Source organism: Streptomyces sp. R302 (genome assembly GCF_012927245.1).
Taxonomy (GTDB): domain Bacteria; phylum Actinomycetota; class Actinomycetes; order Streptomycetales; family Streptomycetaceae; genus Streptomyces.
Genome location: NZ_JABBGE010000006.1, coordinates 135,996 through 149,628 on the forward strand (window position 1 = coordinate 135,996; position 13,633 = coordinate 149,628).

Sequence of the window (13,633 nt, forward strand, 5' to 3'; positions counted from 1 at the left end):
CCCGAGGCGCGGCAACCTCCTTCGTACACCCGGTTTCTGACGTACCGTTCAGTCATGGACGAGTCGATGGAGAGCTCGATGGCGGGACTGCTCGGCCGGGTGACCGGGACCATCGGGCCCGGACTCGTCGGCGAGGTGATGCTGCGGATCCGCGGCGGGGCCGAGCACTTCCTCGCGTACGCGGCAGCCCCGAAGGAGCGGATCGAGGTCGGCACTCTGGTGACCGTCGTGGAACACCTCCCTCCGCGCACCGTCTATGTCACAGCCGTGTACGGCGTCTGACACGGCGTCCGGCACGACCGTTGAGCCGCGGCCGTCCCGGGCGCACACTCCCTTCACCGGATCCGCACGGCTCCGGTGAAGGGGGACCTTTCCCATGGGCATCGGCATTCTGGCGGGCGCCGTCGTCGGCGCGGTCGTCGTCCTGATCGTCCTGTTCAAGATGATGTGGCGGGTCGCGGAACCCAACGAGGCCCTCATCATCTCCGGTTCCAACCACAAGAACGAGGGCCTCGGCGACGGCATGGGGTTCCGCATCGTCACCGGGCGCGGCACCCTCGTGGTGCCCGGCGTGCAGGCGGTGCGGAAGCTGTCGCTGGACCTCAACGAGACGCAGTTGCAAGTCGAATGCGTCACCCACCAGGGCATTCCGCTCAAGGTCCGGGGTGTGGTGATCTTCAAGGTGGGCGACGACTTCGTGTCGATCGCCAATGCGGCCCGTCGCTTCCTCGACCAGCAGAAGCTGATGAGCGAGCGGGTCCACATCGTCTTCGCCGGTCATCTCCGCGCCATCGTGGGCGGGTTGACGGTGGAGGACATGATCCGTGACCGGGAGAAGCTGACCGGGCAGGCGCGTTCGGCCTGTGGCACGGAGATGGAGAAGCTCGGTCTGATCGTCGACTCGCTCCAGATCCACGAGATCGAGGACCCGACCGGTTACATCAAGAACCTCGCCGCCCCGCACGCGGCCGCCGTTCAGCGTGATGCCCGGATCGCGCAGGCGGAGGCCAACCGGTTGGCGACCGAGGCCGAGCAGCAGGCGGCGGCGCGGATGTCGGAGGCGACCCGCGACAGCGAGATCCTCCAGGCCGGTTACCAGGCCGAGCGGGACCAGGCCGGCGCCCGGGCCCGGCAGGCCGGTCCGCTCGCCGAGGCGGCCTCGCGGCAGGAGGTCGTGGTCCAGGAGACCCGGGTCGCGGAGCTGGAGGCGCACCGCAAGGAGCAGCAGCTCCAGGCGGACGTCCGCAAGCCGGCCGACGCGATGGCGTACGAGACGCGGACCCTGGCCGAGGCCGAGCGCGACGCCCGGATCTCGGCCGCGCAGGCCAAGGCGCGGGAGACCGAGCTGGCGAGCGCGGCGTCGGCGACGGCGACCCGGGTCACCGGTGAGGCCGAGGCCGCGGCGGCGCACGCCAAGGGCCTCGCGGTCGCCGAGGCCACCCGGGCCAAGGGTCTGGCCGAGGCGGAGGCGATCAAGGCACGGGCCGCGGCCCTCGCGGAGAACCAGGAGGCCGTGGTCGCGCAGCAACTGGCCGAGCGCTGGCCGGAGATCGTCGAGGCCGGTGCCTCCGCCTTCGGGAACGTGGACCAGATGGTCCTCCTGAACGGCGCCGACGGCATGGCGGACATGTTCGCCAAGGCGCTCACCATGGGCGGTACGGGCCTCGGCCTGGCCCGCCAGCTGCTAGCCACGATGGGCCCGAACGGCTCCGACCGCCCGGCCTCGACCGCCGTCCCGACCGCCCGCCCGACCCCTGAGGAGGAGGTGACGACGGTCGAGATCACCGTCGGCGACGCCGACGCGTGACCTCCGGACCCTGTACGCCCGCGGGCCGGGCCCGACACCACTCTGGTACGTCGGGCCCGGCCCGCACCCCGTCCGGGTGTTCATCTGTGGGGCGATGCGCCAGTCGGGGCCCGGCCGCCTCGGAGGGGCGAGCCCTCTGCGGGAGCGTGGTCGTGGTGATCAAGGACCGGAACGGCTGACTCCAGGAAGGGTGCCCTCCCGCTCCTGGAGCGTGAGCTGGACGCGTCTGATCAACGACGAAGCTCCTGGGGCTCCACCGGGATGACCCGTGTCCGCCAGGAGCTTCGCGTGCTCGCTCACATCGGAGCCGTCGTGTCGGCGCGTACGCGTCCCGTCACGCCGAAGTCAGTTGTGGCCGAACTTCCGCTCCCTGCGGTGGGAGGGCTGCTCGATGACGGAGCGCGGCGCCTCTCCCATGGCCGGGGTTCCGCCCTTCTCCTTGGCGGGCGGGGTCTCGCGGTGTTCGTGACCACCCGTGCGGGCACCCTTGTTCACCCGGGTCTGCTTCTTGCCCACGATCGTGCCTCCCGTACGAAGACGTGCGAAAACTCTCGGTCGCGCCGCCACTCGACGGCGCGTCCGCGTCCTTCCAGGCTCGCACGGGGGTACGGACACCGCATTACGGGGCGGATCGGGCGACTGGATCCAGGATCCGATGGAAGGCGGCGAGGGTCGGCGTGCCCGAGGCGCGGTCCAGGACCGCGAAGACGACCTCGTCGAAGTGGCCGGCGAACCGTCCGTCACCGGTCAGCAGCGCCTTGAAGGCGCCCGCCACCTCGGCCGGGTCGTTGCGGAAGACTCCGCAGCCCCACGCTCCCAGCACGATCCGGTGGTACCCCTCGGCGACCGCCGTCTCCAGGACCCGCTCGGCGCGGGAGGCCAGAACGGCCGGCAGCAGGTGGGCCCGCGCCGGGTCCTGGCGGCGGACGACGCCCGCGTTGGGGGCCGGGGAGGTCAGGAAGCCGACGGTGAAGGGGGTGGCGAGCAGGGCGCCGCGGTCGTCGCGGAAGACCGGGACCCTGGGCGAGTGAATCACCCGGTCGGTGTAGAGGGCGTCGCGCTCGCTGCGGTGGTGCTCGTAGTAGGCGGGGGCGCGGAGCAGCGTGGCGTGGAGGGCGGAGGAGCGGCACAGGGCCTCCTCCTGGGCCTGGGCCCCGTTGAGGTAGCCGCCGCCGGGGTTGCGGGCGGAGGCGAAGTTCAGGACGGCGACCGGCCCGGCGGGGTCGGCGGCGGTCATCCGGCGGGCGGCGGCGAGGCTGCTCTCGCCGGTGACCTCGATGCGGCCGGCACGGCCGGCGGCGGGGGTGACGGGGACCGGCTCGGGGCCGTACAGCCGGGTTCCGGCCAGGGCGGCGGAGAGGTTCTCGTGGAGGGAGACGGTCCGCCCGTCGGGGGCGGCGTAGGAAGCGGCGGCGACGATCGCCTCGGTCTGCCGCGCGATCTCGCGCAGTCGTGCACTCATGCCTTGAGGATGATCGTTTCGGCGGGTCCGGGACAAACGGTTTTTCCACGCTCACCCTCGGCTCCCCGCCGAAGCACACACGGTTCCCGGCCCGGTCACCTCCGAAGCACTCTCGGGTCTTCCTCGGATCTCCCTTGATCCTTCCTCGGGTCTCCCTTGAGTCTCCCTCGAACCTCGATCGCCCCTCTCTCGAAACTCACTCGAACTCTGATCGAACCTCGCTCGAATCTTGCTTGAGTCTTGCTCGAATCCCACTCGAACCTCGCTTGAGTCCCGCTTGAGCCTCACTCGGGCCACTCTCGAGTCGTTCTCGACTCTCCACCGCAGCACCGCTCCGGGGGCGCGAAGGGCGCGTTCGGAGGCGTCGAGGCGCTCTTGCACGCCGCCCGACCGTGGCCTTAGGTGGAAGGCAGCGGCTAGCCGAACGGCTCCGCGACCAGCACTTGGAGGTGCACGGATGGCGCCCGGCGTCACTCCGCGCAGCGGCCCGCCCCTCACCGAGGAGGCGGCGGAGGACCTGCTGCGCTGTATATGTTTCAAGACCGGCCCGCCCCGGACCGTGGGGGCGGAGCTGGAGTGGCTCGTCCACGATCTGCGTGACCCGCGCGAGCCGGTGCGTCCGCACCGTCTGGCGGCCGCGCTCGACACCGTACGGTCCTTGCCCCTGGTGTCGTCGCTGACCTTGGAGCCCGGCGGGCAGCTGGAGCTCAGCTCGCTCCCTGCCGGTTCGCTCATGGAATGCATGGACTCCCTCGCCTCCGACCTGTCGGCGGTGCGCGCCGCGCTCGGGCCGCTCGGTCTGACGCTGAGCGGGTACGGGGTCGACCCCTGGCACGCACCGCGCGAGCGGGTGCTGCGCGAGCCCCGGTACGACGCGATGGAGCTCGCACTGGGCCGGACGGGGCCCTCGGGCCGGGCGATGATGTGCGAGTCGGCCTCGGTGCAGGTCTGCCTGGACGCCGGGTACGAGGAGCCGGGTCCGCTCGGCTATCTGCGCCGCTGGGAGCTGGCGCACCTCTTCGGCGCGGTCCTCGTGGCCGTCTTCGCCAATTCCCCGCTGCACGGCGGGCGTCGGACCGGCTGGCGCTCCACCCGGCAGGCGCTGTGGACGGATCTGGACCCGATGCGGGCGCTGGCCCCTCCGGCGGACGGCGACCCTCGCGAGGCGTGGGCCGCGCACGTCCTGGACACGCCGGTGCTCTGCGTACGGGCGGAGGGGGACGGCCCGTGGCTGGTGCCGGAGGGGCTGACCTTCCGGGAGTGGCTGCGGACCGGGAAGCCCCGGCCGGCCGACGCCGACGACCTGCGCTACCACCTGACGACGCTCTTCCCGCCGGTGCGGCCGCGCGGGCATCTGGAGCTGCGGATGATCGACGCGCAGCCCGGCCCGGACGGCTGGATGGTGCCGGTGGCGGTGACGGCCGCGGCCTTCGAGGACGTGACCGCGTCCGAGGCGGTGTACCGGGCGGTACGGCCCCTGGCGGAGCTGGCCGGGAAGGAACCCGCGCCCCGCAACCCGCTCTGGCTGCGGGCCGCCAGGGACGGCCTCGCCGATCCGCTGCTGCACGCGGTGGCGGTCGAGGTCTTCGCCGCGGTCCGGCCCGCCCTCCTCCGGATCGGCGCGAACGAGCAGGTACGGAAGGCCGTCGACGCCTTCCGGGAACGGTATGTGGACCCCGGGGGCTGCCCCGCCGACGAGCTCCAGGTGGTGACGTCATGACCAGCACGGCCGGTACGAATGCGACGACGAACCCGGCGACGGACCTGGCGGAAGGCCCTGCCACGGGCGGGAAGCCCGGCCCGGAGGCGCTGCGGGAGCGGGCGCTGGAGGTGCTGACGACCGCCCGGGAGCGCACCGCGCTGCTCACGGACAGCGTGGACGACAGTGAACTCACCGCCCAGCACTCGCCGTTGATGTCACCCCTCGTCTGGGACCTGGCGCACATCGGGAACCAGGAGGAGCAGTGGCTGTGGCGGGAGGTGGCGGGCCGGGACGCCCTGCGGCCCGAGATCGACCCGCTGTACGACGCCTTCGCGCATCCCCGGTCGGAGCGGCCGTCGCTGCCGCTGCTCGGACCGGCCGAGGCCCGGGCGTACGCCGCCGACGTACGGACCCGGGTCCTCGACGTCCTGACCGAGGTGCGTCCGGACGGGCGTCCGCTGCTGGACGAGGGGTTCGCCTTCGGGATGATCGCCCAGCACGAACAGCAGCACGACGAGACGATGCTGATCACCCATCAGCTGAGGAAGGGCCCGGCCGCGCTCGACGCACCGCCGCCTCCGGTCCATCCCTCGGCTCCGCTTCCGGCCGAAGTCCTGGTACCCGGCGGACCGTTCACGATGGGGACGTCGGACGAGCCGTGGGCGCTGGACAACGAGCGTCCGGCGCACGTCCGTACCGTGCCGGCCTTCCACATCGACACCGCGCCGGTCACCAACGGCGCCTATCTGGCGTTCATGGCGGACGGCGGCTACACCGAGCGCCGCTGGTGGCATCCGGAGGGCTGGGCGCAGATCCGTGAACACGGCATCGTGGCACCGCTGTTCTGGCGGCAGGAGGGCGGGCAGTGGCTGCGCCGCCGGTTCGGCGTGACGGAGCCGGTGCCCGAGGACGAGCCCGTGGTCCACGTGAGCTGGTACGAGGCGGACGCGTACGCCCGGTGGGCGGGGCGGCGGCTGCCGACGGAGGCGGAGTGGGAGAAGGCGGCCCGGCACGACCCGGTGACCGGCCGCTCGCACCGCTATCCGTGGGGCGACGCCGACCCGGGCCCGGACCACGCCAACCTGGGCCAGCGGCATCTGCGGCCGGCGCGGGCGGGAAGCTACCCGGCGGGTGCCTCGCCTCTCGGAGTGCGGCAGCTGATCGGTGACGTCTGGGAGTGGACGGCGAGCGACTTCCTGCCGTACCCGGGCTTCCAGGCGTTCCCGTACAAGGAGTACTCCGAGGTGTTCTTCGGGCCCGAGCACAAGGTGCTGCGCGGCGGTTCGTTCGCGGTGGACGCGGTGGCCTGCCGCGGCACCTTCCGCAACTGGGACTATCCGGTGCGGCGGCAGATCTTCGCCGGCTTCCGCACCGCCCGCTCCGCGGAGCTCGACTGATGTGCCGTCACCTCGCCTATCTGGGCGAACCGGTGACGCTCGGCGAACTGATCGTCCGGCCGCCGCACGCGCTGCTGCGCCAGGCCTGGGCGCCGCGGACGCAGAGCAGCGGCGTGGTGAACGCGGACGGCTTCGGCGTCGGCTGGTACGCGGACGGGGACCCGGTCCCGGCGCGGTACCGGCGCACGGGGCCCATCTGGGGCGACCTCTCGTTCGCGGACCTCGCCCGGGTCGTGCGCAGTGGGGCCTTCCTCGGCGCGGTCCGGGGGGCGACGCTGCCCGGCGCGGACGGCGAGGCGGCGGCCGCGCCGCTCGCCTCGGGTCCCTGGCTGTTCAGCCACAACGGCGCGGTGCCGGGCTGGCCGGGCACGCTGACGCCGCTGGCGTCGACGCTGCCGGCGGCCGCGCTGCTCGACCTGGAGGCGCGGACCGACGCCGCGCTGCTGTGGGCGCTGGTGCTGCACCGGCTCCGGGCGGGACAGAGTCCCGGGGACGCGCTCGCCGCGACGGTGACGGCCGCCGCCGAGGCGGCGCCGGACGCGCGTCTCAACCTGCTGCTCACCGACGGCGAGCAGATCGCGGCCACGGCCTGGGGCAACAGCCTGTGGTACCTGACGGGCCCCGGCCGGGTGGTCGTGGCCTCCGAACCCTACGACGACGATCCGCTGTGGCAGGAAGTGCCCGAGCACACGCTCGTGACCGCCCGCCCTTCCGACGTCACCCTCATTCCGCTCAAGGAGTCGACCGCGTGAGCACGTTCCAGCTGACCCGCACCCTCGCCCCGGACGCGGCCGCCGCGGATCTGCGCGCCGACGTGCTGCACGGGCTGACCCGCACGCCGAAGGAGCTGCCGCCGAAGTGGTTCTACGACGCGCGGGGCAGTGAGCTGTTCGAGGAGATCACCCGGCTGCCCGAGTACTACCCGACGCGGGCGGAGCGGGAGATCCTGATGGCCCGGGCACCGGAGATCGCGGCGGCGACCGGTGCCAGGACGCTCGTGGAGCTGGGCTCCGGCTCCTCGGAGAAGACCCGGTTCCTGATCGACGCGCTGCTGCCGGGGCTGGCCGCGTACGTGCCGGTGGACGTCAGCGAGTCGGCGCTGACCGGGGCGGCGGAGGCACTGCTCGCCGAGCGTCCCGAACTGCGGGTGCACGCGCTGATCGCCGACTTCACCCGGAGCGTCGTCCTGCCGGAGACGCCGGGGCCGCGGCTCGTGGCCTTCCTGGGCGGGACGATCGGCAATCTGCTGCCCGACGAGCGGCGGACCTTCCTGCGCTCGGTCCGGGAGATGACGGCGCCGGGTGACGGCTTCCTGCTCGGCACGGACCTGGTGAAGGACGAGTCGACCCTGGTGGCCGCGTACGACGACGCGGCCGGGGTGACGGCGGAGTTCAACAAGAACGTGCTGGCCGTGCTCGACCGGGAGCTGGGCGCCGACGCCGATCCGGACGACTTCGACCACGTGGCCCGGTGGGACCGGGAGCGGGAGTGGATCGAGATGCGGCTGCGCGCCCGGCACGCGCTGACCGTGAAGATCCCCGAGCTCGACCTGATGGTGGAGTTCGAGAAGGGCGAGGAGCTGCGGACCGAGGTGTCGGCGAAGTTCCGTCAGGAGGGCGTGCGGGCGGAGCTGGCCGAGGCCGGCTTCGAGCTGACGCGCTGGTGGACGGACACGGAGGGCCGCTTCGCGCTGTCGCTGGCGACGGCCCGGTAGGAGGCCGGCAGGACGGCCCGCTGGGCGGCGGCGGCGAGAAGCCGACGGTCTGGATACTGGATTGCGGATATCGGATCCAGTATCCGGATCTCGACGGTGAGGCCCGGCGTCCGCGCGACCCGCCACAGGGACGCGCCCAGCGGGTCCTCCCCCACGTACGCCGCCGCCCCCTCGGGCCGATAGCCGATGCGTACCGGCTGGATATCGGATCCCGTATCCACAGCGGCCTGGAAGAGTGCCGGACGGAACCGCCCGCCGTCCCGTCCGCACCACGTGGAGCCCTCCGGGAACGCGGTCACCCGGCCGCCCTCGGCCAGCGCCCCGGCGACCTCGCGCACCGTGCCGGGCAGCCGGCGCAGCCCGTCGCGGTCGATGAAGAGGGTGCCGCCCAGGGCGGCGAGCGGGCCGAGCACCGGCCAGCCGCGTACCTCCCGCTTGGCGATCATCCGGCCGGGCAGGACGGCGGCGACGACCGGTATGTCCAGCCAGGAGACGTGGTTGGCGACCACGAGCGCGGACCGGCCGGCGCCCGGGAGTGCGCCGGTGACGGTCAGGCGTACCCCGAAGGCGCGGACGACCGCCCGCGTCCAGAGCCGTACCAGGGCGTACCGGACGGCGGCGGGCAGCGGGCCCGCCACCGGCAGCAGGAGCACGCCGAGGAGGACGGTCGCGAGGCCGGCCGCGAGGCGGGCGAAGGCGAGCGGGGCGGGCGCGGGCCGGAAGGCGGCCCGGGCGGCCCCGGCGGCCGGTAAGGGGTCCGGGTGGGCCGCGCAGCGGCGGCCCGGGGTGCAGGGGGCCGTGGGGAGCCACGGCGAGGGGGCCGGGACCGGGCCGTTCACGAGGCCGGGACGAGCGACAGGAAGTGGCGCAGGTAGCGCGGGTTGGTCCGGCGCAGCGACAGCAGCACGTACAGGTCGGCGACGCCGAAGTCGGGGTCGTGGGCCGGAGCCCCGCAGACCCGGGCACCGAGCCGGATGTAGCCGCGCAGCAGCGGGGGCAGTTCGGTGCGGCCCTCGGGGCGGCGGACGCCGTCGGAGTTCCACAGCTTGTGCGGGGTGACCCAGTACTCCTCGGGGGCGAGGTGCTTCGCCTTGACGGTGTCCCAGGTGGCGGCGGCGAGCGCGCCGCCGTCGGCGAGCGGGATCGAGCAGCATCCGGCGAGCCACTCGTGGCCGGTGCGGGTCATGTACCGGGCGAGACCGGCCCAGATGAGGGCGATGACGGCGCCGTTGCGGTGGGCGGGGTGGACGCAGGAGCGGCCGACCTCGACGAGGTCGTGCCGGAGGGGCGCGAGCCGGGCGAGGTCGAACTCGGCCTCGGAGTAGAGCCGGCCGGCGACGGCGGCCCGCTCGGGCGGCAGGATCCGGTAGGTGCCGACGACCTCGCCGGTGGACTCCTCGCGGACCAGGAGGTGGTCGCAGTAGGCGTCGAAGGCGTCGGTGTCGAGGCCCGGCTCCGGTCCGTCGAGGCGGGCGCCCATCTCGCCGGCGAAGACCAGGTGGCGCAGGCGCTGGGCGGCGCGTACGTCGTCCTGGTCGCGGGCGAGTCCCACCAGGTAGCGGGGTTCGGGTTCGGGGCCGCCGGCCCGTCCGGGCCGCGCGGGCAGCGCCACGGCGGGCTGGATGCCGGTCGGCACGGGGACGGCGGGGGCGGGGACGGCGGGGGCGGTGGCGTCGGCGAACACGTGCGAGAGGGCGGTCATGGCGGTCTCCTCCGGCGTACGGAAGGTGAAGGGTCGAGGCCGGTCCGCCAGCGGTGCGGCCCGGCCCCTCGTTTCTTCCGCCGCAGGCTGGATTCGACATGACCGCCCGGGGGATCGCGGGTGTGGGAAGGCTGAATGCTCCGCGGCGGCCCTGCCCGCGCCCTGGGGCGCTCCGCCTACCCTGCCCAGTCAGAGCCCCACCCTGCCTACTCGGACAGCGTCTCCGTGATGGCCTCCGAAGCCTTGCGGGCCGCCTTCTTGGCGTTCTCGCCCTCCAGGACGGCGGTCATGAAGGGCTTGATGGGGTTGTCGCCCTCGACGCTGGCCCACTGCGGCGAGTTGGGGGTGGCGCGTCCGTTGGCGGCGCCGGCGGCCATGGCCGCGGTGGCCTCCTGCCCGGAGACGACCGAGGCGAGGCCCTTCTTGTTGGGCACGTAGCCCATGGCGCGGGCGAGTTCCGTCTGCCACTTCTCCCCGGCCAGCGCCTTGACGACGTCGAGGGCGGCGGTGCGGTCGGGGGCGTTCGCCGGGATGATCAGGTCGGAGCCGCCGGTGAAGACGGCACCGGGGGTGCCGGCCTTCTTGCCGGGGACGGGGAAGTAGCCGAGCTTGTCCTTGAGGCCCGGGTTGGCCTTGAGGATGGCGGAGACGGCGCTGGGTACGGCGACGATCTGGGCGACGTCGCCGCGGGCGAAGACCTCGGCCTGCGGCGGGTTCTGCTCGTCGGCGTTCTTCGGGCCAGAGCCGAGGGACTGGAGGTCCTTGTAGAACTCCATGCCGCGCAGCGCCTCGGGGCTGTCGAGGGTGCCCGTCCACACGCCACCCTCGTCGACGGCCAGCTCGCCGCCCTCGTCCCAGATGAATCCGGCGAGGGTGTACCAGTCCTGGCCGGCCAGGTAGATGCCCTGGGCGCCCTGGCGGTTCACCTTCTCGGTGACGTCGAGCCACTGCGCGCGCGTGGCGGGCGGCTCGGTGACGCCGGCCTGGGTGAAGAGGTCCTTGTTGTAGATGACGATGCGGTTGGCCGCGTACCAGGGGATGCCGTACTGGGAGCCGCCGACGCTGCCGGGTTCGGCGAGGCCGGGCAGCCAGTCCTCGCTGCCGAGGTCGCGGACGGACTCCAGGGTGAGGTCGAAGAGCCGGTCGGTGTCGGCGTACTGGGCGACCTGGGTGTTGCCGACCTCGATGAGGTCCGGTCCGCCGCCGCCCTTGATGGCCTCGGTGACCTTCTTGCCGATGCCGGTCCAGTCCTGGATGGTGACGTTGAGTTCGACGTCGTCGTGCTCGTCCTCGTACGCCTCGGTGAAGCGGTTCAGGAAGTCCTCGCTGACGCTGTCCCGCATGAGCCATATGTCGACCGTCCGGGTCTCGCCCCCGGAGCCCGGCAACAGCCCGCAGCCCGCGAGGGCGAGTGCGGTGGCGGCAGCCAGCGGGCATGCGAGAAAGCGGTTCTTCACGGAGGTCACCTTCGGTTCAGCACACGGTGGTGCGACATGGGGGCTGACCCGACGTGTGGGGGGACCGAACGGGATGTTCGCGCGGGTATGTGGCCAGGATTCTGGTCTGGACCAACCGAGGTGGTCAAGTCCTTGACCACCTCGTTCCCGGATCGGGCGGGCATTCGGAACGGTTACCCACGGGTACGGGCGAAGGGGGCGCGACGGCCCTCGCGTCGTGTCGCGGGGTTCCGTGTGCTGGGGCACGGTGGAGTGGACCCAACCGAGGGCACTGAGAGGATCCGGCCCCCATGTCGAATCACACCTACCGCGTCACCGAGATCGTCGGCACCTCCACCGAGGGCGTCGACCAGGCCATCCGCAACGGCATCGACCGCGCCTCGCAGACGCTCCGCGGCCTCGACTGGTTCGAGGTCACGCAGGTCCGCGGGCACCTGGTCGACGGGCGGATCGAGCACTACCAGGTCGGCCTGAAGGTCGGCTTCCGGCTGGACGAAGGCGCCTGACGCGGGTCGGGCCGGCCCCCGGTCGGGGTCAGGTCCTGCCCTCCCGCTCCTGGGCCTCCCTCAGCGCCTCGGAGGGGGTCGCCCAGTGGGCGCGGACGACCGGGAAGCCGGCCGCCTCCGCGGCGTCGCAGACGAGCCCGTCGTCGTCGACGAGCATCCGCACGTCCCGGCCGGCGGCCAGCCGCCGCAGGATCTCCACCTTGGTGACCCGCGCCGGCCGGAAGTCGCGGTGCCGCCGCATGTGCAGCGGCCCCTCGGGCAGCCCCTGGTCGGCCAGCCACCTCAAGGTGTCCCGCCGGCAGCGCTCGGGACGCCCGGTCAGGTACACCACCTCGCACTCCTCGGCCGCCGACCGGCACAGGGCCACGCCCTCCACCAGCGGCGGGTCGTCCGGCGCCGCCCCGAAGAAGGCGTCCCAGTCCCGCGGCCTGCGCTCCAGGAAGTGCTGCCTGTGGGCGGTGTCGGCCAGTGTGCCGTCGAGGTCGAAGACGGCCAGCGGCCGGAGGTCTCCTGTCACGCGCCCAGCCTAGGAGCCGGGACCGACAACCGCCGCGCTACGGGGCGGCGTCCGGGAGCACGGGTGGCACGCGCGCGTAGGGCGGCGTCCGGAGGCACCGATGGCGCGCGTGCGTCGGGCCGTGTCCCGGAGCACCGGTGACACGCGCGGGTCGAGCGGCTTCCGGGGACACCGACGGAACGCGCATGTGGGGCGGTCTTCCGGGACACCGGCGGCACGCGCGCGTCGAGCGGCCTCCGGTGGCACCGGTGACCCGGGCGCACTCGGCGGCGTACGGGAACACCCGTGGCACGCGCGCGTTGGAATCGTCATGAGCACTCTGCCCCCGGGCCTTCGCCTCTCGGTCCTCGATCGCTCCCGTACGCGCGAGGGCGAGTCGCCGTCCCAGGCGCTGCGTGACACCGTGCGGCTCGCGCGCGAGGTGGAGGCGCTCGGCTACCACCGTTTCTGGGTCTCCGAGCACCACGGTGTACCGGGCGTCGCCGGTTCCGCGCCGACCGTGCTCGCCGCGGCTGTCGCCGCCGCCACCTCGGCCATCCGGGTGGGCACCGGAGGAGTGATGCTGCCCAATCACCCGCCCATGGTGGTGGCGGAACAGTTCGGCGTCCTGGCCTCGCTCTTCCCGGACCGGATCGACATGGGTCTCGGCCGCTCGCTGGGCTTCACCGAGGGGGTCCGGCGCGCCCTCGGCCATGACAAGGAGGAGGCGGAGTCGTTCCCGGAGCGGATCGAGGAGCTGCTGGGCTGGTTCACCGGCGACCAGACGGCCCATCCCGGCGTCCACGCCCGTCCGGCCGAGGGGCTGCGGGTCCCGCCGTTCGTGCTCGCGACCGGCGAGGGCGCCCGGATCGCGGCGGAGGCGGGGCTGCCGCTGGTGGTCGGGGACCTGCGTCGCCGCTCCCGGCTGCTGGCCGCCGTGGACGCCTACCGGGCCGGCTTCCGGCCCTCGGCGTGGGCGTCGGAGCCGTACGTCGTGGTCTCCGGCACGATCGCCGTGGCCCCGACCGAGGCGGAGGCACGCCGGCTGCTCGTCCCGGAGGCCTGGGGCATGGCGTACTCCCGCACCCGCGGCGACTTCCCGCCGCTCGCGCCGCCGGAGCGGATCGAGCGCCTGCCGATGACGGACCGCCAGCGCGGGCTGTACGAGGACGGGCTCGCCGGCCATCTGTACGGCACCGAGGCGCAGGTGGCCGAGGGGCTCGCGGACGCCGTGCGGGAGACGGGGGCGGACGAGGTCCTGGTGACGACGAGCACGTACGACCGGGAGGCGCTGCTCGCCTCGTACCGGGGGCTGGCCCGGGCGGCGGGGCTCACGCCCCGGGCCGGCCGCGAACCTGATACCGGCCAAGAAACGGATATTGGATAAAAT

14 protein-coding genes are annotated in these 13,633 nt (G+C 73.3%); 8 read left to right on the top strand and 6 right to left on the bottom strand.

Translation table 11 applies throughout. The features are described from left to right. Nucleotides 1-78: 78 nt before the first annotated feature. Nucleotides 79-282: a hypothetical protein gene (locus HHL19_RS19725; RefSeq protein WP_169091955.1), complete on the top strand. Its 204-nt coding sequence runs from the start codon at nt 79-81 to the stop codon at nt 280-282. 94 nt (nt 283-376) lie between these two features. Next, nucleotides 377-1,807 (top strand): flotillin family protein, encoded by a 1,431-nt coding sequence (locus HHL19_RS19730; RefSeq protein ID WP_169091433.1) that lies wholly within the window; start codon nt 377-379, stop codon nt 1,805-1,807. A 345-nt stretch (nt 1,808-2,152) separates the two neighbouring features. Here HHL19_RS19730 and HHL19_RS19735 read toward each other — a convergent pair whose 3' ends face one another. Next, complete coding sequence (locus HHL19_RS19735) at nt 2,153-2,323, bottom strand: hypothetical protein (RefSeq protein WP_169091434.1); 171 nt, start codon at nt 2,321-2,323, stop codon at nt 2,153-2,155. A 103-nt stretch (nt 2,324-2,426) separates the two neighbouring features. After that, nucleotides 2,427-3,269 carry a TIGR02452 family protein gene (locus tag HHL19_RS19740; protein ID WP_169091436.1) on the bottom strand — a complete coding sequence of 281 codons (843 nt, stop codon included), beginning with the start codon at nt 3,267-3,269 and terminating at the stop codon, nt 2,427-2,429. 457 nt (nt 3,270-3,726) lie between these two features. On the opposite strand from HHL19_RS19740, the gene egtA reads away from it, so the two are divergent. Genes egtA through egtD form a run of 4 tightly spaced genes read left to right on the top strand, consistent with a single transcriptional unit; the run spans nt 3,727 to nt 8,082 of the window. Then, the gene (gene egtA, locus HHL19_RS19745; RefSeq protein WP_169091438.1) at nt 3,727-4,989 is read left to right on the top strand and encodes an ergothioneine biosynthesis glutamate--cysteine ligase EgtA; all 1,263 of its coding nucleotides are present in this window, start codon (nt 3,727-3,729) and stop codon (nt 4,987-4,989) included. Further along, nucleotides 4,986-6,368 carry an ergothioneine biosynthesis protein EgtB gene (gene egtB / locus HHL19_RS19750; RefSeq protein ID WP_169091440.1) on the top strand — a complete coding sequence of 461 codons (1,383 nt, stop codon included), beginning with the start codon at nt 4,986-4,988 and terminating at the stop codon, nt 6,366-6,368. Before egtA ends, egtB begins: the two co-directional genes overlap by 4 nt. Further along, nucleotides 6,368-7,120, top strand: a complete 753-nt coding sequence (gene egtC, locus HHL19_RS19755; protein WP_169091442.1) for an ergothioneine biosynthesis protein EgtC — start codon at nt 6,368-6,370, stop codon at nt 7,118-7,120. The genes egtB and egtC overlap by 1 nt, the downstream gene beginning before the upstream one ends. After that, entirely contained in the window at nt 7,117-8,082 is a 966-nt protein-coding gene (gene egtD, locus HHL19_RS19760) for an L-histidine N(alpha)-methyltransferase (RefSeq protein ID WP_169091444.1), read from the top strand. Before egtC ends, egtD begins: the two co-directional genes overlap by 4 nt. Here the strand turns inward: egtD and HHL19_RS19765 are convergent. The 3 genes from HHL19_RS19765 to HHL19_RS19775 all read right to left on the bottom strand — a co-directional run bounded on the left by HHL19_RS19765 (nt 7,977) and on the right by HHL19_RS19775 (nt 11,241). Continuing rightward, nucleotides 7,977-8,921: a lysophospholipid acyltransferase family protein gene (locus tag HHL19_RS19765; RefSeq protein ID WP_169091446.1), complete on the bottom strand. Its 945-nt coding sequence runs from the start codon at nt 8,919-8,921 to the stop codon at nt 7,977-7,979. The two genes, egtD and HHL19_RS19765, sit on opposite strands and share 106 nt — an antisense overlap. Further along, entirely contained in the window at nt 8,918-9,784 is an 867-nt protein-coding gene (locus HHL19_RS19770; RefSeq protein ID WP_240981732.1) for a GNAT family N-acyltransferase, read from the bottom strand. Before HHL19_RS19770 ends, HHL19_RS19765 begins: the two co-directional genes overlap by 4 nt. 206 nt (nt 9,785-9,990) lie before the next feature. Beyond that, on the bottom strand, nt 9,991-11,241 hold the full coding sequence (locus HHL19_RS19775) for an extracellular solute-binding protein (protein ID WP_169091448.1): 1,251 nt from the start codon (nt 11,239-11,241) through the stop codon (nt 9,991-9,993). A 290-nt stretch (nt 11,242-11,531) separates the two neighbouring features. On the opposite strand from HHL19_RS19775, the gene HHL19_RS19780 reads away from it, so the two are divergent. Then, nucleotides 11,532-11,747, top strand: a complete 216-nt coding sequence (locus HHL19_RS19780; RefSeq protein WP_169091450.1) for a dodecin — start codon at nt 11,532-11,534, stop codon at nt 11,745-11,747. Nucleotides 11,748-11,775: 28 nt separating this feature from the next. On the opposite strand, the gene HHL19_RS19785 is transcribed toward HHL19_RS19780, so the two are convergent. Then, nucleotides 11,776-12,264, bottom strand: a complete 489-nt coding sequence (locus HHL19_RS19785) for a hypothetical protein (protein ID WP_169091452.1) — start codon at nt 12,262-12,264, stop codon at nt 11,776-11,778. Nucleotides 12,265-12,574: 310 nt separating this feature from the next. Between HHL19_RS19785 and HHL19_RS19790 the strand changes: the two genes are divergently transcribed. Further along, nucleotides 12,575-13,630, top strand: coding sequence for an LLM class flavin-dependent oxidoreductase (locus HHL19_RS19790; RefSeq protein ID WP_169091453.1), 1,056 nt, complete (start codon nt 12,575-12,577; stop codon nt 13,628-13,630). Nucleotides 13,631-13,633: the final 3 nt, after the last annotated feature.

Bases quoted from the DNA above. Each gene is read 5' to 3' on its own strand.
- HHL19_RS19730 (WP_169091433.1), top strand. From the start codon at position 377: ATGGGCATCGGCATTCTGGCGGGCGCCGTCGTCGGCGCGGTCGTCGTC.
- egtB (WP_169091440.1), top strand. From the start codon at position 4,986: ATGACCAGCACGGCCGGTACGAATGCGACGACGAACCCGGCGACGGAC.
- HHL19_RS19780 (WP_169091450.1), top strand. From the start codon at position 11,532: ATGTCGAATCACACCTACCGCGTCACCGAGATCGTCGGCACCTCCACC.
- HHL19_RS19725 (WP_169091955.1), top strand. From the start codon at position 79: ATGGCGGGACTGCTCGGCCGGGTGACCGGGACCATCGGGCCCGGACTC.
- egtA (WP_169091438.1), top strand. From the start codon at position 3,727: ATGGCGCCCGGCGTCACTCCGCGCAGCGGCCCGCCCCTCACCGAGGAG.
- egtC (WP_169091442.1), top strand. From the start codon at position 6,368: ATGTGCCGTCACCTCGCCTATCTGGGCGAACCGGTGACGCTCGGCGAA.
- HHL19_RS19740 (WP_169091436.1), bottom strand. From the start codon at position 3,269: ATGAGTGCACGACTGCGCGAGATCGCGCGGCAGACCGAGGCGATCGTC.
- HHL19_RS19790 (WP_169091453.1), top strand. From the start codon at position 12,575: ATGAGCACTCTGCCCCCGGGCCTTCGCCTCTCGGTCCTCGATCGCTCC.
- HHL19_RS19770 (WP_240981732.1), bottom strand. From the start codon at position 9,784: ATGACCGCCCTCTCGCACGTGTTCGCCGACGCCACCGCCCCCGCCGTC.